Source organism: Histidinibacterium lentulum, from assembly GCF_003789055.1.
GTDB classification, from domain to species: domain Bacteria; phylum Pseudomonadota; class Alphaproteobacteria; order Rhodobacterales; family Rhodobacteraceae; genus Oceanicola; species Oceanicola lentulus.
In genome coordinates, this window is sequence record NZ_ML119085.1 from 88,358 (window position 1) to 107,437 (window position 19,080).

The following is a 19,080-nucleotide window of genomic DNA, read 5'->3' on the forward strand; positions in this document are numbered from 1 at the left end:
ACAAGCGTGCCGCGCCCGGCGTCAGGCTGCGGTGCCGATCGGGCAGGTCACCCCGGTCCCGCCGATCCCGCAATAGCCGCCCGGGTTCTTCGCCAGGTACTGCTGGTGATAATCCTCGGCGAAATAGAAGGGCGGCGCGTCGAGGATCTCCGTCGTGATCCGACCATACCCCGCCGCGTCGAGCCGCGGCTGGAACGCCTCCCGGCTCGCCTCAGCCGCCGCCCTCTGCGCCTCGGTATAGGTGTAGATGCCCGACCGGTACTGCGTTCCCCGGTCGTTGCCCTGCCGCATGCCCTGCGTCGGGTCATGCCCCTCCCAGAACACCCGCAACAGGTCGTCGTAGCTGATCCTCGAGGGATCGTAGACCACGCGCACCACCTCGTTATGGCCTGTGCGGCCCGAGCAGACCTCCTTGTAGGTCGGGTTCGGCGTCGGCCCGGCGGCATAGCCCGCCATCGTCAGCCAGACGCCGTCGAGCTTCCAGAACATTCGTTCGACACCCCAGAAACAGCCCATGCCGAACATCGCCACCTCCATGCCCTCGGGCACATCGGCCGTCAGCGGCCGCCCGGAGACGAAATGCGTTTCGGCGGTGGGAATCGGCGTATCGCGGCCCGGCAGCGCCTCGGCAGCGGTGGGGATCTCGAGGGACTTCGACATGAATCCGAACATCGGCCTGCTCCGTTGATGGCTTTCCTTCCATATAGGGCCGATCTGCGCCGACACGAGATCGCCTGGCGTCGCTCCGCGACATCCCCTGTCGGTTGTCAGGCACCCATCCGCGGACACGGGTCCTGCGGATGGAACAGGCTCTCCGGACGGCCGATGTTTTCCATTCATCCGACCCGGTGCCGGTCTGTCGGGCCGAAGACCTGATCCACCACGCCCCAGCCTTCCCCGACCTTGCGCGTCAGGACCATGGCGACATCGCTCATCATGTCCCCGGCCATCTCCCGGCCGACATTGGTCCGCGACCAGTCGATGGGGCTGCCGTCGGGGTTGACCGGTCTGCCCTGCAGATGGGCCCAGGTGCCATCGGTGTTCAGCGTCGTGACGACGAAGATGACCGGTACGCCGATCTCGCGCTCGCCCGTCGGTGCCGCCGCACCACACCGGCAGGGATTTGCGATTTGGCGCGACTCGGAAGATATCGTATGCTGTCGCAGCGTCAGTGTGGGAGACGACAGATGCTCAGGACCCTGAAACTCGCGGCCATTGCCCTCGCGGGGCTCGGCACGGCGGCCAGTGCCGATCACTACATGCAATCCGCCGATCCGCAGGTGGTGGGCATGATCAACACCATCGTCGGCATGTACCAGCAGGGTTGCCAGATGGGGAACCCGATGGGCTGCGAACTCGCACAGATGGCCATGAGCGAAGGGCATTACCTGCTCAACGCCGGATACGAATGCATGCGGGGGAACCAGGAGGCCTGCTGGTTCTATCAGCAGGGCACGCAGGCGGCCTACAACAACATGATGCAGATGCAGCAGGCCCAGCTCGGCGGAGGCGGCAACCCGCTCGGCGCGACTCACGAGGAGCGGATGACCAACATCCACAACTGGGGCCAGTCGCGCCTCGAGTGGGGCAACCAGCAGAGCGCGATCATGGACCAGCGGCACGAGCAGTTCATGCAGACGCTGCGCAACTGATGGGCCACCGGCCCGCGGCGCTGGTCCTGGCACTTTGCAGTGCCGGGGGATCTGCCGCAGCGGATCATGTCCTGCAGTCGGCGGACCCCACGCTTGTCGAGGCGCTCGCGGTCATTGCCCGCGCATATGACAGCGCCTGCGACGCAGGCTCTACGGCCCATTGCCACATGGTCTACCGCATCGGCATCGAAGGACACATCCTGCTGTCGGCGGGCTACGCGTGCCGGTGGGAGACCGACATGGAGGCCTGCGTTCTCTACGATTCGGGAACGGGTCGGATCGTCGAAGATCTGACCGGGCTGCACCCGGACGCGCTGCCCGTCACCGACACTCCGGGCTGGGTTCCGCCGGAGGTTGTCGACACCGGCTCCCCTCGGCCCTGGGGGCGGGAGGAGGTCGATGCCCTGCTCGTGCGGCTCCTGTCTCCGCCGCTGTCACAGATGACCCTGGCCGAACAGCACGAGCGATTCATCGAGAGGCTCCGCGAGTGAGCCGCATCGATGGGCGACGCGGGCAGGCGCAGCCGGCCGGGCGTCAGGCCACGGCGGAGGCGGTGAACCTGTATTCGACTTCCGAGAACCGACTTCGCGGAAAGACATAGGTAAAGCTCAGCCCCTCGGGCCCCGCCACCACGCCATGCTCCGCATCCGCCGGGACGAAGAGCGCCACTCCCGCGCGGAGGACATGCTCCGCCCCGTCCACTGTCACCGTGCCCTCGCCCGACATGCAGACATAGACCTCAGCCGGCGCATGGCGGTGCGGCAGGAGCGTGGCATGGGGGCCGAACTCGGCAATTCCCACCACCATCTCGCTGGTCGCGGTTCTGTCGGCGTCGAACAGCGTCCTCCAGCGGGCCGTGCCATAGCCCGGCTGCTCTTCCAGCGGCAGGGACGCGGCATCCACGAGCACGGCGCCCGAAGGCGCGTGGGGCGCGTTCGCGGCTTCGGGCACCGGGTCGGGAAAGGTCTCTGCGAAGCTCTCGTCCATGGGGCCTCCCGCGGTGTCGTGCCTGATGCCGCCGTGACCGATTCGCGTGCGGGAGGATCGCGGAGAAACGACATCCTTTCAGCCGGATGTCGCTTCCCGACTTGCCGCGGCGCGGCATTGTCCCGATGCGACACGCCCATGTCGCGGCGGGACAATGCCGATCAGAAGAAGCTCTGCGGATCGATGTCGATCGAAAGCCGCGTGTCACCCCGCGGCTTCACCTGCCCCGCCCAGGCCGCCAGCGCCGGTTGCAAGGCCACGCCCTTGTCCGCCTTCACCAGGAGCCGCACCCTGTGCCGCCCGCGAATCCGCGCGATGGGCGCGGGTGCGGGACCGTAGACCGTGGCTCCCACCTTCCGCAGCGGCGCATCGTTGCGCGCCAGATGCGTGCCGAGGTCGAAGACGTCCTGTACGTCGCTTCCCGACAGCACGATCCCCGCCATCCGTCCGAACGGAGGCACACCCGCCTGCCGCCGCTCCTCGGCCTCGGCGCGCCAGAAGGCCTCCTCCTCGCCGCCGAGAATGGCCCGGATCACCGGATGCTCGGGCTGGAAGGTCTGGAGGAGCGCCTCGCCCGGCGCATCTGCACGCCCGGCCCGCCCCGCCACCTGCCGCATCAGCTGGAACGTCCGCTCCGCCGCGCGCAGGTCCGAACCCTGCAAGCCGAGGTCGGCGTCGATCACCCCCACCAGCGTCAGAAGCGGGAAATTGTGCCCCTTGGCCACGATCTGGGTGCCGATGACGATATCCGCTCCGCCCCCCGCGATCTCCGCCACCTTCTCCTTCAGCTGTCGCGCCGTCCCGTAGAGATCGGACGACAGCAGCGCCACCCGCGCTTCGGGAAAGGCCGCCGCCACCTCCTCGGCCAGCCGCTCCACGCCGGGCCCCACCGGAGCCAGCCGGTCCTCCGCCCCGCAGGAGGGACAGGCGGTGGGAATCGGCTTCGTCTCGCCGCACTGATGGCACATCAGCCGCTTCAGGAACCGGTGCTCCACCATCCGCGCGTCGCAATGGTCGCAGCCGATCTGCGCCCCGCAGGCCCGGCAGAGTGTCACGGGCGCATAGCCGCGCCGGTTCAGGAACAGCATCGCCTGCTCGCCCTTCTCCAGACGCGCCGTCACCGCCCGCTTCAGCGTCGGGGAGATCCAGGTGCCCGCTGGCAGATCCTCGGTCCTCATGTCGATGGCGGCCATCTTCGGCATGACCGCCGTCCCGAACCGTGCGGCAAGGTCGATCCGCGCATATTTGCCGGCCTCGGCATTGGCCCAGCTTTCGAGCGAAGGGGTGGCCGATGCCAGCACGACCTGCGCCGACGCAAGCGAGGCCCGCAGCACCGCCATGTCCCGCGCATTGTAGAGCACTCCGTCCTCCTGCTTGTAGGAGGTGTCGTGCTCCTCATCGACGACGATCAGCCCGAGATCCCGGAAGGGCAGGAACAGAGCCGACCGCGCGCCGACCACCATCTGCGCGCGGCCCTCTCCGACCATGCGCCAGGCCCTCCGGCGCTCGGTCAGGGTAACGCCCGAATGCCATTCCGCCGGAAAGGCCCCGAACCGCGCCCGGACCCGGTCCAGGAACTCCGCCGAAAGTGCGATCTCCGGCAGCAGCACCAGCGCTTGCCTGCCCCGTGCGAGGCATTCCGCTACCGCCTCCAGATAGACTTCCGTCTTGCCCGATCCGGTGACGCCCCTGAGCAGCGTCGTGCCATAGCCCCCCAGCGCCACGCCCCGGCGCAGCGCGGCGGCGCCCGCCGCCTGGTCCCCGGTCAGCACCTTGCCAGGCCTGTCCGGGTCGAGCCGCGGATAGGGCGCATCGCGCGGACTGTCCTCCTCGCGCACGGCCCCTTGCGCCACCAGCCCCTTGATGACCGACGGCCCGACCCCCGCCTGCTCCGCCAGCTCTCCCAGCGTGAAGGCAAGGCCGCCCATTTCGCGAAGCACTGCCAAGACCTTCTCCCGCGCCGCGGTCATCCGGTCGGGCACGTCCTGTCCCAGCCGGTAGACCTTGCGCATCGACGGCGGATCGCCCAGCCCCGGTGCCCGGGTGGCCAGCCGAAGCATCGCCGGCATCGGCGTCAGCGTGTAGGCCGCCGCCCGCTCGAGAAACTCCTGCATGTGCGGCGTCATGGGTGGCGCATCCAGCACCCGCGCCACGGACCTCACCTTCGACGGATCGAAATCCCCGCGACCCTTCCCCCAGATGACGCCCGGCACCCGTCTCGGACCCAGCGGGACCTCGACGAACTGCCCCGTCAGACACCCCCCCTCGGGGGCGCGGTAGTCGAGCACCCGGTCGATGGGCTGGGTGGTCAGCACGCCGACAAGCTCGCCCTCGGCAAAGAACTCGGACACGGGATGGACCTCTGGCCTCGACATGGCGGGATCCGTCCGGGGATAGTCACGGACGCCGCCCGGCGCCACCCCTCGCTGCCCGGCGCCTGCCCCGCAACGACCCTGTCCGCGGCGCGGCGCCTACCGGTTGCGGATATGCGTCAGGACCCAGATCACTCCCGCGAGCAACAGGAAGACCCCCGCGTAGCCCAGCGTGTCGTAACCGAACAGCCGCATGTTCCCCAGGACCCAGGCATTGAGCAGGCACCAGGCCACCAGGACGCCCCCCAGACCGAACGCAGCGAGGTCCGTCCACAACTCCGCGAGCCTGCCCTCCCGCCCTGTCCGTCTGCTCCGTCTCACCCGCGACGCTCCCGAACCGAACTTCGACCGCGCCCCTATCGCCGGATTGTGGCGAAACTCGGGCCGCGCCCCTTCCCCGCCACGCCTTCCCGCCCCCGTCCGCTTGCGATATGCCCGCTTCCGACACCTGGCGAAAGGGAGCCCGCCCGATGAAATTCTTCGTAGACACCGCAGATATCGACGCCATCCGCGAGCTGCATGCCCTTGGCATGGTCGACGGGGTGACGACCAACCCCTCCCTGATCATGAAGTCCGGCCGCGACATCAAGGAGGTGACAAAGGAAATCTGCGATCTCGTCGACGGCCCGGTCTCTGCCGAAACCGTCGCGCTCGACGCCGAGGGCATGATCCGCGAAGGCCTGATCCTCAAGGAAATCGCCGACAACATCGCCATCAAGGTGCCGCTGACCTGGGAAGGGCTCAAGGCGTGCAAGGCGCTCACGGATCAGGGTCACATGGTCAACGTGACCCTCTGCTTCTCCGCCAACCAGGCGCTCCTCGCCGCCAAGGCCGGCGCCACCTTCATCTCCCCGTTCGTCGGGCGGCTCGACGACCTGAACATCGACGGGATGGAGCTGATTTCGGACATCCGCGAGATCTACGACAACTACGGCTTCGAGACCCAGATCCTGGCCGCCTCGATCCGGACCCCGAACCACATGTCCGAAGCCGCCCGGATCGGCGCGGACGTGGCCACCGCGCCGCCGTCGGTGATCCACGCGATGGCAAAGCACGTCCTGACCGACAAGGGCCTCGACGCGTTCCTCAAGGACTGGGCAGCCACCGGCCAGAACATCGTCTGACCCTCTTGGACAGGGAGGAGCGCCGCTCCTCCCCCACGATCCCGCCGGCGGCGGATCTGGGTCAGAAAAAGCCGGCCGGACCAGCCCGGCGAACTGCGGTCGATCCGGGCAAGACAGGCCGCGACACGCCGCACCGGATCGAAGAACCCGAGCGCCTCGGCCATATCGATCAGCGGCCGCATGTTCAGGGTCGTCATCGCTGCGGGTTGCGCAACCTGATCCGGTCGCAGCGTCGAGCGATCCCGGCCTGCAGGGCCGGAGGCGCTCCGTCGAGCCACCCCATCGCGGTCAGCGTGTTCCGCACGCCCGCCCCTCCACGAGAAAGATCCGAACTGCGACGTCCGGAGCATTTCTTCCCCTGCGGCATGCTGTGACGTCAACCGTGCAGGGCAACCCGTTGCGGCTCCGAGAGCCGGTGCTGGCCGGGGCCTGACTGTGACAGCCGGGGCGAGGGAGGCGGATCAGTGGAAGAGACCTTGGGCTTCGTCGACATCTTCTGGTCGATCTTCTGGCTGTTCCTCATGGTCGCCTGGATCTGGGTGGTCATCTCGGTCCTGGCCGACGTCTTCCGCAGCCGCGATATCAGTGGTGTGCCCAAGGCGCTCTGGGTGCTCTTCATCATCCTCATTCCCTGGCTCGGCGTGCTGGCCTACATCATCCTCCGCGGCGATCGCATGCAGGAGAACCAGATGGCCGTGGCCAAGGAGGCCCACGACGCGCAGCGCGAGTATGTCCGTGGCCTCGTCGGAGCCTCGCCTGCGACCGAGCTCGAAAAGCTCGCCGCCCTGAAACAGGCTGGAACCATCACGGAAGACGAGTTCCAGACCCTGAAAAGGCGCGTCCTCGCCGACTGACCTGCGATACTGCCGCCCCGGCGACAGGACGACGACAGGATGCAATGATCCACCCGGCAAGACCGCCGAGGATCAAAGACTCGGGCACGGCCTTACCCCATCGTGACGCGCGGACAGCGGAGGCGGGCGCGAGGCCGCAGAAGATCCATGTCATCGTTCTTTCCCGGTGCGAGAATCTCCTGCTGATGAGGATGAAATCCACCAGCGATCTCGAGCACCTCGCCACGGTCTTCTCCCCGCTCTTCGGTCGAGGGCGGCAGCGACATCCCGGCGACCTGGGCAGAGCATCGCGGCACCTCACGACGGACTTCCCGCAGGGGAAGGTTGACCCGCTCTCCGTTTCCTCTCAGCGTCGGCACAGCTCCGCGCCGCCAGGTGAACCTCCCCGTGAAGAATGCACCCTTCCTCAATCTCGTCCTGGCCGTGATCCTCGTGATCGCGGTCGGATGGCTGCTCGTCGCGGGGCGCCCGATCATCCTGCCGATCGTGACCGCCGTGATCTCGGTCTACGTCATGGTGTCCGCCTCCGACATGCTCGGCCGCATGCCGATCCTCGGCCGCGCGCCGAAGATCCTGCTTCGGGCGCTGGTTCTGCTGGCCTTCACGGTCGCGGTCCTCGCGTTCGCCGTGGTCGTCGCGGGTACCGTGCGGGACATCGCCGCCGCGCTGCCCGTCTACCAGGAGAACATCGAGGCCATGGTCCAGGCGGTGGCGCAGCGCTTCGACCTCGAGAGCCAGATGCTGTGGGACGAGATCCGCGCCGTGACCCTCGAGCGGATCGACATGCAGCAGCTCGTGCTCGCGGCACTCGGCGGGTTCACCTCGGTGGGGATCACGGTGTTCCTCGTCGTGATCTACGCGGGCTTCCTGATCGGCGAACGCGGGGTCTTCCCGGCCAAGATCTCGGCGGCGCTGACCGACGCCGAAACCGCCTCGAAGACCCTGCGCGTGATTACCGACATCAACGGTCAGATCAGCCAGTACCTTTCCGTCAAGACGCTGATCAACCTCATCCTCGGCCTCATCTCCTATGCGATCCTCTGGCTCCTCGGCGTCGATTTCGCCCTGTTCTGGGCGATCACCATCGCCCTGCTGAACTACATCCCCTATGTCGGTTCCTATCTCGGGGTGGCCTTCCCGGTAATCCTGTCCCTGGGACAGTTCGCCTCGCTGCAGACGACGCTGGTTCTCCTCGCGATGCTGGTCGCGGCGCAGGTCTGGGTCGGCAACGTGCTGGAACCGCGCTGGATCGGGCGCCAGCTCAACATGAGCCCCTTCGTCGTCCTCGTGGCCCTCTCGGTCTGGAGCGCGCTCTGGGGCATCCCGGGGGCGATCCTCGCGATCCCGATGACCTCGATCCTCATCATCGTGACGTCGAACTTCGAATCCACGCGCTTCATCGCCGTCCTGCTGTCCGAGCGCGGCGACACCGCCCGACCCGAACCGGCCAAGGAAAACGCGGCCTGAGCGTCGGGTGGAACCACACCGGCGCAACGCGATCCCGCATCACGTCCGTTCCATGCGTCGACCGCTGCACGGACAGGGCCGGTCCCGCCGGGCCACGCCACCGCTCTGGACAGCCGCGACCGCCACGCCCATACCCCGCGCCATGACCGGGACAGACGACCTCGCCGCCCGACTTCGCTCGGGCGACCGCCGCGCCCTGGCGCGCGCGATCACCCTCGTCGAGAGCGGCCGGGCGGACCATCGCGCCGCGGCGCTCGACCTGCTCGCGGCCTTGCCGGACCCCGAGGACTGCCTGAAGATCGGCCTCTCGGGCACGCCCGGCGTCGGCAAGTCGACCTTCATCGAGAGCTTCGGCCTGATGCTGACCGGCCAGGGCCACCGGGTCGCGGTGCTGGCCGTCGATCCCTCCTCGGCCCGCTCGGGCGGGTCGATCCTCGGCGACAAGACCCGGATGGAGCACCTCTCGCGGGACCCCGCCGCCTTCATCCGGCCGTCGCCCTCACAGTCCGAACTGGGCGGAGTCGCCCGGCGCACGCGCGAGGCCGCCCAGCTCTGCGCCGCGGCGGGATATGACGTGGTGCTGATCGAGACCGTGGGCGTGGGCCAGTCCGAAACCCAGGTCGCCCACATGACCGACCTCTTCCTGCTGCTCCTCGCGCCCGCCGGCGGCGACGAGCTTCAGGGCGTCAAGCGCGGCATCATGGAGATCGCCGACATCATCCTCGTGAACAAGGCCGACGGCGACCTGCGCCCGCAGGCGCTGCGCACCTGCGCGGATTACGCGGGCGCCCTCAGGCTCCTGCGCAAGCGCCCCCAGGATCCCGAGGGCTTTCCGAAGGCGATGTGCGTCTCCGCGATCGAGACCACGGGCCTCGAGACCGCCTGGCAGGAGATTCGCACCCTTCACCGGAAGCGGCGGGAGAGCGGCTGGCTCGCCCGGTCGCGCGCCGATCAGGCGGTGCACTGGTTCGAGGAGGAAGTCCGTCAGGCCCTCCTCGCGCGGCTGCGGCGCGAACCCGTGCGCGGCCTCATGGCCGACCTCGCACGCAGGGTGGAACGCGGCGAGGAGACACCTGCCGCAGCCGCGAGGCTCCTCATCGAACGAATGCTCGGCCCGGGTGCACCCGCGGACCCTTGACAGTACCGGGACCATCGCCTAGCCAACGCCTTCATGGAATTCGGGGCGCCCGGTGGCGCCCTTCTCAGTTTGGCGCCATCGCCGCCAGCCCAGATGATGAGGATCAGCCAATGTCGCGCCGCTGTGAACTGACCGGGAAGGGCCCCGTCTCCGGAAACAACGTGAGCCACGCCCACAACAAGACCCGGCGCCGGTACCTGCCCAACCTTCAGGACGTGTCGCTGCAGTCCGAGGTGCTCGGCCGCACCTTCAAGTTCCGCGTCTCCTCGGCCGCCCTGAGGACCGTGGACCACCGCGGTGGCCTTGACGCCTATCTTGCACGCGCCAAGGAAGACGAGCTGTCGCCCGCCGCGCTGAAGGTCAAGAAAGAGATCGCCAAGGCGGCTCAGACCGCCTGAGGCACTCTCACGGGATGATGGCAAAGGCCCGCGCCTGATGGCGGCGGGCCTTTTTGTCGCGCTTCGCGCAGCATCGCCCCGGGCTAGACAGTCGGTCATGCGGTCCGCAGTTCTCTTCGCCCTTGCGCTCCTCCTCGCCCTGACCTCGCAGAGCCTCGCCTCCGCGCGCGGACATGTGATGGTCGCAGGAGAAATGGTGATCTGCTCCGGCGGGCAACTCGTGACGGTGCTGGTGGATGCCACCGGTCAGCCGGTGGAGCCACCCCACATCTGCCCCGACTGCGCGCTCCACGCCCTCGCCGCAGTCTCTGCGCCGGACCCTGTCACGGGCCATGCGCCGTCGCCCCTTCGGCTCAGCCTGCCCGCGACGGCGCGCGACGCCTCCTCCACGGCGCCTCTCTCGCCTTGCGCTCGCGGTCCGCCTTCCGCGGCCTGACCGAGAGCCGAGACGAACCCCAGTTTCCCGAAGGAGAGACGCCATGCGTCCCACGTTTCCCGCAGCGGCCCTCGCCGCGCTCATCGCTCTGCCTGCCGCCGCCGAGCCGGTCATCGAGATCCGCGACGCCTATGCACGGGCCTCCAACACCATGGCCGGAGCGGCCTTCATGGTGATCGAGAACACCGGCACCTCCCCGGACCGCCTCGTCGCCGCCGCCTCCGACAGTGCCGCCCGGGTGGAACTGCACACCCATGTCATGGACGGCGACGTCATGCGCATGATCCATGTCGAGGAAGGATTCGAGATCCCCGCCGGCGACTCGGTCCTTCTCGAGCGCGGCGGCAAGCACGTCATGTTCATGGGCCTGTCGGCTCCCTTCGAGGACGGCGCGGGCCTCGAGGTCACCCTGACCTTCGAGACCGCCGGCGAGATCGTCGTCGAGGTGCCCGTCGACCAGGAGCGGATGCCCGCAGAGATGGGCCACGATACGATGGATCACGGCACCATGGACCACGGCCACGCGGACCACGGCGGCAGCTAGACCTCCCGCTCCGCGTCGAGCCAGGCGCGCATCTCCTCGAGCAGCGGCAGCACCTCGGCCACCCGCTCCGGCGGAAAGGCCGAGGTGAACCCGCCCAGAAGCGGCCCCATCCGCCCGACGACCCGCTCTCGCAGGTCCCGTCCCTCGGGCGCGATCCAGACCCGCTTCGACCTGCGGTCCTTCTCGTTCGGACCAAGCCGCACCAGCCCCGCCCGTTCGAGACCCGCGAGCGTGTGGCTCATCGAGGTCTTGGGCACCTGGAAAGCCCGCGCGATCTCCAGCGGCGTTCGTCCGTCGCCGACCCGCACGAGATGGTTCAGCACCGCGAAATGCGGCAGGATCAGCCCCTCCGGCAACACCGTCTCCAGCTTGGCGCGGCTGAGCTGGCTCAGGATGCCGATCTCGTTGAACAGCCGGAAGTAGAGTGCCGGGTCGGGCTCTCTCCCGCTGTCTGGCCTCGCATCGGTCATGCCATGATCTTCGCCTCCAGCGGCCAACGGGGAGTCGGTCCGATCTCGGGACCATAGCCCAGCCGGCCGAGCATCTGAACCGTTCCGCCGTCCGGCGCGAGACGGTCATGGAGACCGGCAAAGACATCGGCCATCTCGGGATATTCCTGCAGGCCCTGGCTCAGCGGATGAAAGCCGATGCCCTCCTCTACCGCCGCGAGGTTGATCCGCAGCCAGTCCCGCCCTGTGGCGATCTGGGTTTCGCGGCTGTTGTCGGGCGTGACCTGCCAGATATGCGCCATGGCCGTCGCGATGGGCCCGAGCACGGCGGTCTTGCCCTGGGCGAATGCGGCGCTTTCGGGATTGCCCGCCGCCTCGCGGGTGAAGAGGCCGAAGAGGCGCATCGTCTCGAACGCCGGCCCGTGGAACTCGAGCCCGTCGGGATTGGCCTCCACCTCGCGCCGTCCGATGCGGAAGACCTCGACGCTCTCGGCATAGGTCCGAGGCGTGTCGATCTCGATTTCCATCGCCCGCACGGTGATCTCGCGCAGCGCTGCCACCGTCTCGGGATCGTCGGTCACCCCCACCTCCGTTTGCCGCGCCGCGGCGGCGATGCGGGCCAGCGCCTCCGTCGGCACGCGCCGCGCCATGTCATAGGGCTCCTTGTTGCTGCGCCGGATTGCGGCCTGGGCAAAGAGCGGATCGCGCGCCTCGGTCGTGGGACGAAAGCGGCAGATCGCGACGGGCCGGCCGTCGAGCCCGCCCGGATCGGCCCCTTCGGGAAACAGCTCCGCCTCGACCGCCAGCCCGTCCTCCAGCGCGGCCATCCGCATCAGCTCGAGGAAGCATCCGAGCGAGATGGTGATCTGGCGGTTGAACGGGTCCGTCTCTGGCAGCAGCCGGTCGAGGTCCGGATAGAGTACGACCTCGTCCGGCCGTGACAGGTCCACCTTCCAGGGCTGCAGGTTGTGCGAGTTTGGCGCGAGGATCGCCCAGCTCAGCGCCCGCATCCTGGGATCGGGATAACTGCCGGCAAGGTCCCAGGGGGCCACGGCATCGGTGAGGGGGCGGGTGACTTCCCAGGCCACCCCGCCGGTGGCGGCTAGGATCGTGCCGCCTCCGATGAGGGCAAGGGTCCGGCGACGGGACAAGGACATGGCGCGACTCCTTTTGGTGCGACTTCGTACTAGTTAGTACGATACCGAACCAATTGCAACATGCCGCATTGCACGCCCCCGAAATCAGGGTATTGGTCAAGCCACATGACCAATCGGGCCAGGGGAGTCCGGCCATGCCGCCAGTGATCACCGAAATCGAGGACCTGCGCCGCCTGCACAAACGGCGCACGCCGAAGATGTTCTACGATTACTGCGACTCCGGCAGCTGGACCGAACAGACCTACCGCGAGAATTCTTCCGACTTCGACCTCCTGCGCCTGCGGCAGCGCGTGGCGGTGGACATGACGGACCGCACCACCGCCATGCCCATGATCGGCTCGCAGACGACGATGCCCGTGGCCCTCGCGCCCGTGGGCATCTGCGGCATGCAGCGCGCCGACGGGGAGATTAAGGCGGCGAAGGCGGCCGAACGTTTCGGCGTGCCCTTCACCCTCTCGACCATGTCGATCTGCTCCATCGAGGACGTGGCGAAATTCACCACCGCGCCCTTCTGGTTCCAGCTCTACGTCATGAAGGACTGGGCCTTCGTCGAAAACCTGATCGGCCGCGCCAAGGCCGCCGGATGCTCCGCCCTCGTCATCACGCTCGACCTTCAGATCCTCGGCCAGAGGCACAAGGACCTCAAGAACGGCCTGTCCACCCGGATCAAGCCGACACCCCGGAACATCCTCGACCTCATGACCAAGTGGGAATGGGGCCTGGAGATGATCGGCACCCACCGCCGCACCTTCCGCAACATCGTGGGCCATGCCCAGGGCGTGACCGATGTCAGCTCGCTGATGTCCTGGACAGCCGAGCAGTTCGACCCGGCACTCGACTGGGAGAAGGTCAAGCGGATCATGGACATGTGGGGCGGCCCGGTGATCCTGAAGGGCATCCTCGACCCCGAGGACGCGCGCCGCGCCGCCGACCTCGGCGCCGACGCCATCGTGGTGTCGAACCATGGCGGCCGGCAGCTCGACGGGGCGCTCTCGTCGATCCGGATGCTCCCGCAGATCGTCCGCGCCGTCGGCGACCAGGTGGAGATCCACCTGGACAGCGGCATCCGCTCCGGCCAGGACGTGCTCAAGGCCATCGCCATGGGCGCGAAGGCCACCTGGATCGGCCGCGCCTATATCCACGGCCTCGGCGCCATGGGCCAGCAGGGCGTGACCCGCGCGCTCGAGGTGATCCACAAGGAGCTCGACGTCTCCATGGCCCTCTGCGGCCATAGGAATCTTGCCGAAGTGGGCCGCGACATCCTCTACATCCCGCGCGACTTCGAGGGCGATTTCTCCAACTGAGGGTCGCCGGTCTGCCATCGCGCGCACCGGCCCTTCAACAGCCGCCTCCGGCCTGCGATACTTCCGGACCGGAGGTGTTCATGTCCCAATCCCCCCGTCCCGGCCGCTCGGCCGTCACTGAATCCGCCCTCTTCGACATGCGCTGGCAGCGCGGTCAGCGCGACCTGACGGACGCGCTCCGACGTCTCTACCCAGAGGCCATGGCCGCAGGGTTCATGGACCGTCTCCGCGCCCTCCTAGAGACCCGCCGCGCCGAGCGCCCGGCGGACCTGCGCCGCCTGGACCTTCAGCGCGACCTCGATCCCGACTGGTTCCTTTCGGAGAAGATGGTCGGCTACGTCTTCTACGTCGACCGCTTCGCCGGTCGGCTGAAGGACGTGGCGAAACACATCCCCTACCTCACCGACCTCGGCGTCACCTATGCCCACATGATGCCCCTGCTGAAGCCCCGGCCCGGCGAGAACGATGGCGGCTACGCGGTGATGGACTACCGCGAGATCGACCCCCGCCTCGGCACCATGGCCGACTTCCGCAAGCTCGCGGCGAGATTCCGCGCCGCCGGCATCAGCCCCTGCATCGACCTCGTGCTGAACCACACCGCCAAGGAGCATCCCTGGGCCGAGGCCGCCCGCTCAGGCGACCCCCATTACCGCAGGTACTACCGCATCTTCCCCAGCCCCGAGGAACCGCAAGCCTTCGAACGCACCCTCCTCGAGGTCTTCCCCGACCAGGCTCCCGGCAATTTCACCCATTACGAGGGGCTGGGCTGGGTCTGGACCACCTTCAACGAATACCAGTGGGACCTGAACTGGGAAAACCCCGAGGTCTTCCTCGCCATCCTCGACACGATCCTGCACCTCGCCAACCAGGGCGTGGAGGTCTTCCGCCTCGATGCCGTGGCCTTCATGTGGAAACGCATGGGCACGAACTGCCAGAACCTGCCCGAGGTGCACGACATCCTGCAGGCGCTGGTTCAGGCCACCCGCATCGTGGCGCCCGCCGTGATCCACAAGGCCGAGGCCATCGTGGCGCCCCGCGATCTCGTCCCCTATCTCGGCGCGGGACGACATGCCGGGCGCGAGGCGCATCTCGCCTATCACAACTCGCTCATGGTGCAGTACTGGTCCGCGCTCGCCTCCCGCGACACGCGGCTGATGACCCACGTCCTCTCCCGCCACTTCCCCCGCACCATCCGCCGCGCGCAATTCGCCACCTATCTCCGCTGCCACGATGACATCGGCTGGGCCGTGACCGAGGAGGATGCCGAGGCCGTGGGCGGCATGACCGGTCCGGGCCACCGCGGATTTCTCGCCGATTTCTACGCCGGGCGCTTTCCAGGCTCCTTCGCCCGCGGCGCGGATTTCCAGGTGAACGAGGAGACCGGCGACAAGCGCACCAACGGCACACTTGCCTCCCTCGCCGGGCTCGAGGACGCGCTGGAGCGCGACGACTGGGAGGCGGGCAACCTCGCCATCGAGCGCATCCTGATGGGTCATGCCCTGATCGCCAGCTTCGGGGGGATGCCGCTCATCTACATGGGCGACGAACTGGGCCTGACGAACGACACCCGCTTCCTGGACGATCCCGAGAAGGCCCAGGACGGCCGCTGGATGCAGCGCCCCGCGATGGACTGGGCCGCCATCCGCGCCCTCGGTGACGGCAGCCCCGCCAGCCGCATTCACAAGGGCGTTCTGGCGATCCTCGCCGCCCGCAAGGCGACACCCGAACTGGCGGGCGACGTGCCCACCGAGGTGATCGACACCGGCGCGCGCGGCCTCTTCGCCTTCCACCGCCACGCCGACACCGGGCGGCTCACGGCAGTGTTCAACTTCACCGAAACGCCGCTCTCCGTCCCCGGCCATCTCCTCGATCTCGCTCCGGGCCAGCCGCTTGCCGACCGCCTGACCGGCGCACCGGTCCCGTGGGAGCATGACGACACGATCCGCCTCGCCCCCTATGGCCGCCTCTGGCTCGGCTCGGCCCTCTGAAACCCCGCATGCGGGACCTTTTCAAAGGATGGGAATCCCGCTAAGGGCCAGCCTTCACCGGGCGGCGCCACAGCCTCCCATTCGAAAAGCGGGCCCCGGGGACGGACCGGGGTGCGGGAACTAGAAGGAACATCCCATGGCTGGTGAAACCCCCGATCTCGTCGCGTCCACGCGCGCGCGGACAGGCAAGGGCGGCGCACGCGACGCCCGTCGTCGCGGCATGGTGCCCGCGGTCGTCTACGGCGGCGAGAAGGAGCCGCTCGCGATCGAGCTCGAATTCAACATGCTGCTCAAGCGCCTGCGCGCCGGCCGCTTTCTGTCGACGCTCTTCAACCTCAAGGTCGAGGGCGAGGACGACGTGCGTGTCATCTGCCGCAATGTGCAGCGTGACGTGGTCAAGGACCTGCCGGTCCATGCCGACTTCATGCGCCTGCGCCGCACCTCCAAAGTCGCGCTGTTCATCCCCGTCGACTTCCAGAACCACTCCGCCGCTCCCGGCATCAAACGCGGCGGCGTGCTCACCGTGGTCCGCCCCGAGGTCGAACTGATCGTGACCGCGGGCGACATCCCGGAAAGCATCACCGTGGACCTGACCGGCCTGCAGATCGGCGACACCATCACGATCTCCAGCGTGACCCTGCCCGAGGGCGCGAAGCCCACGATCGACCGCGACTTCGTGATCGCCAACATCAGCGCACCCTCCGGCCTACGCTCCTCCGGCGGCGATACCGAGGAAGAGGAAGAGACCGTCGAAGACTGACGCTTGATCGCTTGAGCAGGTTTGCGAGAGGGGGCCGCTGGCCCCCTTTTTCGTGTGCGCGGACGGCTTGCAGTGCCGACCGCCGACGCGCCGGTCCCATGACAATACTTCCCCGGGCTTGACGCCAGTTGCGGCGCGCCGCGAATTCTGACAATAATTGTCAGACTTTGCGGCTGGCCCATCGGCGCGCAAGGTTCATGTCAGAACTGGAGACACAGCATGCTGAAATACCTGTTGCCCGCCACGCTGGCGGCTGCACTCGCCGGGCCGCTTGCCGCCGACGAGATCGATCACTACGCCGCCGAACCCTCGGAAACGTTCGCCGAGGCGGTGGCCAACTTCAACGACTACAATGCCCGGGTCTCCGCGATCCTCGAGAAGGACGATCTCACCGTCGCGGACATGGAGGAGATCCACCAGTATACCTACACCCTCGAGATCGCGCTGGCGAAGATCAACGAGACGTTGACCGAGCTGCCCGCGACCCTCGAAGAGGTGCATCTGGCCTCGGAAGACGGCGATCCGGCCGTATTGCGCGATCTCGCCGACACCTACCTGCAGACGGCGATGGAGCTGCGGTAAGGCCAGCCGAGGCGGCGGCGCGCCGCCGCCTCGCACTCCTGCAGGGCTGGCCCTCGCGGCGCTCTTCAATCGCCTGCCGTAACGGGCTAGAAGGCGCCCATGATCCTCTTCACCGGCCTCGGCAATCCCGGCGCGAAATACGCGCGCAACCGGCACAATATCGGCTTCATGGCCGTGGACCGGATCGCCGAGGATCACGGCTTTCCCCCCTTCCGGGCAAAATTCCAGGGTCTCGTGACCGAGGGCCGGCTCGGCGACAGTCGCGTCGTCCTGCTGAAACCCCAGACCTTCATGAACCTCTCCGGCCAGTCCGTCGGCGAGGCCCTGCGCTTCTACAAGATCGACCCCGCCGAGCTCACCGTCTTCCACGACGAGCTCGACCTCGCCCCCGGCAAGGTCCGGCTGAAGACCGGCGGCGGCCATGCGGGCCACAACGGGCTGCGTTCGATCCACCAGCACGTCGGGCCGGACTACGACCGCGTCCGCCTCGGCATCGGCCATCCGGGCCGGAAGGAGGCGGTCTCGGGCTACGTCCTCCATGATTTCCCGAAAGCCGAGGAGGAGTGGCTCGACGACGTACTCCGCGGCATAGGCGACGGGGCGCCCGCGCTGGCCCGCGGCGACGGCCCGGAATTCCTCAACGCCATCGCGCGCCGCAGGCCCCCGCCGCCGAAACCGAAGCCCGCGGACCGGGCGGCACCTGAGGCGCCGTCCCCAGACCCGAAAGCCGGACCGCCGGCCGAAGACCCTCCGCAGGATACGCGCAGCGCCCTGCGCCGTCTTGCCGACAAGTTCCGGTGACGACAGCCCTCTACCGCGCCCTGCGATACCAGGCCGCCTCCTGCGCGGACCTCGGCTCTCCCTTCATGGCCCGCCTCCTGCGCCTTCTGGCGGATCGGCTGTCCCCCGGAACGCCGCTCACGGACCGGCTCTTCGCCTGGGATGGAGACCTTGGCCCCGCAGGCGATTCCGTCCCGCTGCGCCTTGCCGGGGCACTCCACGCGCTGAAACTCGGAGGCGATCCGGCCCTCGCCGCGGTTTACCCGCCTCATGACGTGCCCGACGCACGGCTCTGGCAGGCCGTCGCCCAGGTGCTCCACACCCGGGAACCGGAGATCGGGCGTATCCTCGACAGCCCGCCCCAGACCAACGAGGTCCGCCGCTCCGCGGCGATCCTCTCCGCCCTCGCCTGGCTTGGCGCCCGCTGGCCCGGTCCCGCCACCCTGAGCGAACTCGGCGCGAGCGCGGGCCTGAACCTCATGGCCGACAGGTTCGCCTTGCTGACGCCCGATGGCCGGCTCGGCGCCGCCGATCCTGCCCTCACACTGACCCCCGACTGGCGCTCCCCTCCGCCACGCGGCGCGGTTCCGTCGATCGCCGGCCGGCGCGGCTGCGACCTGCTGCCCCTCGACCCGTCTCGGGACCGCCTGCGCATCCTCTCCTATATCTGGCCCGACCAGCCCGAGCGGCTGCGCCTGACCTCCGCCGCGCTTTCCGTGGCCGAACCCGTTGTGGACAAGGCCGACGCCGCGGCGTGGATCGAGGACCGGCTCGCCGGACACCACGTAGGGCTGCACATGGTCTGCAACACCATCGCCTGGCAGTACTTCCCGACCTCGACCCGGGAGCGCGCCCGCGCCGCAATCGAGGCAGCCGGCGCCCGCGCGACGCCCGAGACGCCGCTCGCCTGGCTTGCAATGGAGAACGACGGTGCCACCCCGGGAGCGGCCCTGACGCTCAGGCTCTGGCCCGGCGGGGAACTCCACGACCTCGGCCGCATCGACTTTCACGGAAGATGGATCGACTGGCGCGCCGCGCCGCTTTGACGCGCGCCGCCTCTCCGCTACCCTCGATACGCGAAGGAGAGC

The 19,080-nt window shown here is 68.3% G+C and carries 21 protein-coding genes; 15 read left to right on the plus strand and 6 right to left on the minus strand.

Going from position 1 to position 19,080, the window contains the following annotated elements; genetic code table 11:
* Positions 1 to 21: 21 nt before the first annotated feature.
* Positions 22 to 672, minus strand: coding sequence for a peptide-methionine (S)-S-oxide reductase MsrA (gene msrA, locus EAT49_RS11190; protein WP_123642412.1), 651 nt, complete (start codon positions 670 to 672; stop codon positions 22 to 24).
* Positions 673 to 1,187: 515 nt separating this feature from the next.
* On the opposite strand from msrA, the gene EAT49_RS11195 reads away from it, so the two are divergent.
* Both EAT49_RS11195 and EAT49_RS11200 read left to right on the plus strand, forming a co-directional pair.
* Positions 1,188 to 1,652, plus strand: coding sequence for a hypothetical protein (locus EAT49_RS11195; RefSeq protein WP_123642413.1), 465 nt, complete (start codon positions 1,188 to 1,190; stop codon positions 1,650 to 1,652).
* A complete protein-coding gene (locus EAT49_RS11200; protein WP_123642414.1) occupies positions 1,652 to 2,143 on the plus strand; it encodes a hypothetical protein in 492 nt (163 codons plus the stop codon). The genes EAT49_RS11195 and EAT49_RS11200 overlap by 1 nt, the downstream gene beginning before the upstream one ends.
* A gap of 43 nt (positions 2,144 to 2,186) precedes the next feature.
* On the opposite strand, the gene EAT49_RS11205 is transcribed toward EAT49_RS11200, so the two are convergent.
* The 3 genes from EAT49_RS11205 to EAT49_RS11215 form a co-directional block, all read right to left on the minus strand.
* A complete protein-coding gene (locus EAT49_RS11205) occupies positions 2,187 to 2,639 on the minus strand; it encodes a cupin domain-containing protein (RefSeq protein ID WP_123642415.1) in 453 nt (150 codons plus the stop codon).
* A gap of 161 nt (positions 2,640 to 2,800) precedes the next feature.
* On the minus strand, positions 2,801 to 5,014 hold the full coding sequence (locus tag EAT49_RS11210) for a primosomal protein N' (RefSeq protein WP_123642416.1): 2,214 nt from the start codon (positions 5,012 to 5,014) through the stop codon (positions 2,801 to 2,803).
* A gap of 96 nt (positions 5,015 to 5,110) precedes the next feature.
* Positions 5,111 to 5,332 (minus strand): hypothetical protein, encoded by a 222-nt coding sequence (locus tag EAT49_RS11215; protein WP_123642417.1) that lies wholly within the window; start codon positions 5,330 to 5,332, stop codon positions 5,111 to 5,113.
* 149 nt (positions 5,333 to 5,481) lie between these two features.
* Between EAT49_RS11215 and fsa the strand changes: the two genes are divergently transcribed.
* The 7 genes from fsa to EAT49_RS11250 all read left to right on the plus strand — a co-directional run bounded on the left by fsa (position 5,482) and on the right by EAT49_RS11250 (position 10,972).
* Positions 5,482 to 6,135, plus strand: coding sequence for a fructose-6-phosphate aldolase (gene fsa / locus EAT49_RS11220; RefSeq protein WP_123642418.1), 654 nt, complete (start codon positions 5,482 to 5,484; stop codon positions 6,133 to 6,135).
* Positions 6,136 to 6,599: 464 nt separating this feature from the next.
* Positions 6,600 to 6,989, plus strand: a complete 390-nt coding sequence (locus EAT49_RS11225; protein WP_123642419.1) for an SHOCT domain-containing protein — start codon at positions 6,600 to 6,602, stop codon at positions 6,987 to 6,989.
* Positions 6,990 to 7,376: 387 nt separating this feature from the next.
* Positions 7,377 to 8,456, plus strand: coding sequence for an AI-2E family transporter (locus EAT49_RS11230; protein WP_123642420.1), 1,080 nt, complete (start codon positions 7,377 to 7,379; stop codon positions 8,454 to 8,456).
* Between the two features lie 142 nt (positions 8,457 to 8,598).
* Positions 8,599 to 9,594 carry a methylmalonyl Co-A mutase-associated GTPase MeaB gene (gene meaB, locus EAT49_RS11235; RefSeq protein WP_123642421.1) on the plus strand — a complete coding sequence of 332 codons (996 nt, stop codon included), beginning with the start codon at positions 8,599 to 8,601 and terminating at the stop codon, positions 9,592 to 9,594.
* A 110-nt stretch (positions 9,595 to 9,704) separates the two neighbouring features.
* A complete protein-coding gene (gene rpmB / locus EAT49_RS11240; RefSeq protein WP_123642422.1) occupies positions 9,705 to 9,992 on the plus strand; it encodes a 50S ribosomal protein L28 in 288 nt (95 codons plus the stop codon).
* Positions 9,993 to 10,089: 97 nt separating this feature from the next.
* Positions 10,090 to 10,428, plus strand: a complete 339-nt coding sequence (locus tag EAT49_RS11245; protein ID WP_123642423.1) for a hypothetical protein — start codon at positions 10,090 to 10,092, stop codon at positions 10,426 to 10,428.
* Between the two features lie 43 nt (positions 10,429 to 10,471).
* Entirely contained in the window at positions 10,472 to 10,972 is a 501-nt protein-coding gene (locus EAT49_RS11250) for a copper chaperone PCu(A)C (RefSeq protein ID WP_123642424.1), read from the plus strand.
* On the opposite strand, the gene EAT49_RS11255 is transcribed toward EAT49_RS11250, so the two are convergent.
* Both EAT49_RS11255 and EAT49_RS11260 read right to left on the minus strand, forming a co-directional pair.
* Positions 10,969 to 11,442, minus strand: a complete 474-nt coding sequence (locus EAT49_RS11255; RefSeq protein ID WP_123642425.1) for a MarR family winged helix-turn-helix transcriptional regulator — start codon at positions 11,440 to 11,442, stop codon at positions 10,969 to 10,971. The two genes, EAT49_RS11250 and EAT49_RS11255, sit on opposite strands and share 4 nt — an antisense overlap.
* Positions 11,439 to 12,578 (minus strand): Acg family FMN-binding oxidoreductase, encoded by a 1,140-nt coding sequence (locus EAT49_RS11260; RefSeq protein ID WP_246003832.1) that lies wholly within the window; start codon positions 12,576 to 12,578, stop codon positions 11,439 to 11,441. The genes EAT49_RS11255 and EAT49_RS11260 overlap by 4 nt, the downstream gene beginning before the upstream one ends.
* Before the next feature lie 134 nt (positions 12,579 to 12,712).
* On the opposite strand from EAT49_RS11260, the gene EAT49_RS11265 reads away from it, so the two are divergent.
* The 6 genes from EAT49_RS11265 (at position 12,713) to EAT49_RS11290 (ending at position 19,038) form a co-directional block, all read left to right on the plus strand.
* Positions 12,713 to 13,882: an alpha-hydroxy acid oxidase gene (locus EAT49_RS11265; RefSeq protein ID WP_123642426.1), complete on the plus strand. Its 1,170-nt coding sequence runs from the start codon at positions 12,713 to 12,715 to the stop codon at positions 13,880 to 13,882.
* An 80-nt stretch (positions 13,883 to 13,962) separates the two neighbouring features.
* On the plus strand, positions 13,963 to 15,870 hold the full coding sequence (locus tag EAT49_RS11270; protein WP_123642427.1) for an amylosucrase: 1,908 nt from the start codon (positions 13,963 to 13,965) through the stop codon (positions 15,868 to 15,870).
* Positions 15,871 to 16,006: 136 nt separating this feature from the next.
* The gene (locus EAT49_RS11275; RefSeq protein WP_123642428.1) at positions 16,007 to 16,630 is read left to right on the plus strand and encodes a 50S ribosomal protein L25/general stress protein Ctc; all 624 of its coding nucleotides are present in this window, start codon (positions 16,007 to 16,009) and stop codon (positions 16,628 to 16,630) included.
* A 219-nt stretch (positions 16,631 to 16,849) separates the two neighbouring features.
* Complete coding sequence (locus EAT49_RS11280) at positions 16,850 to 17,212, plus strand: DUF6746 family protein (RefSeq protein ID WP_123642429.1); 363 nt, start codon at positions 16,850 to 16,852, stop codon at positions 17,210 to 17,212.
* A gap of 99 nt (positions 17,213 to 17,311) precedes the next feature.
* Positions 17,312 to 18,013 carry an aminoacyl-tRNA hydrolase gene (gene pth / locus EAT49_RS11285; protein WP_123642430.1) on the plus strand — a complete coding sequence of 234 codons (702 nt, stop codon included), beginning with the start codon at positions 17,312 to 17,314 and terminating at the stop codon, positions 18,011 to 18,013.
* A complete protein-coding gene (locus EAT49_RS11290) occupies positions 18,010 to 19,038 on the plus strand; it encodes a DUF2332 domain-containing protein (RefSeq protein ID WP_123642431.1) in 1,029 nt (342 codons plus the stop codon). Before pth ends, EAT49_RS11290 begins: the two co-directional genes overlap by 4 nt.
* Positions 19,039 to 19,080 lie beyond the last annotated feature (42 nt).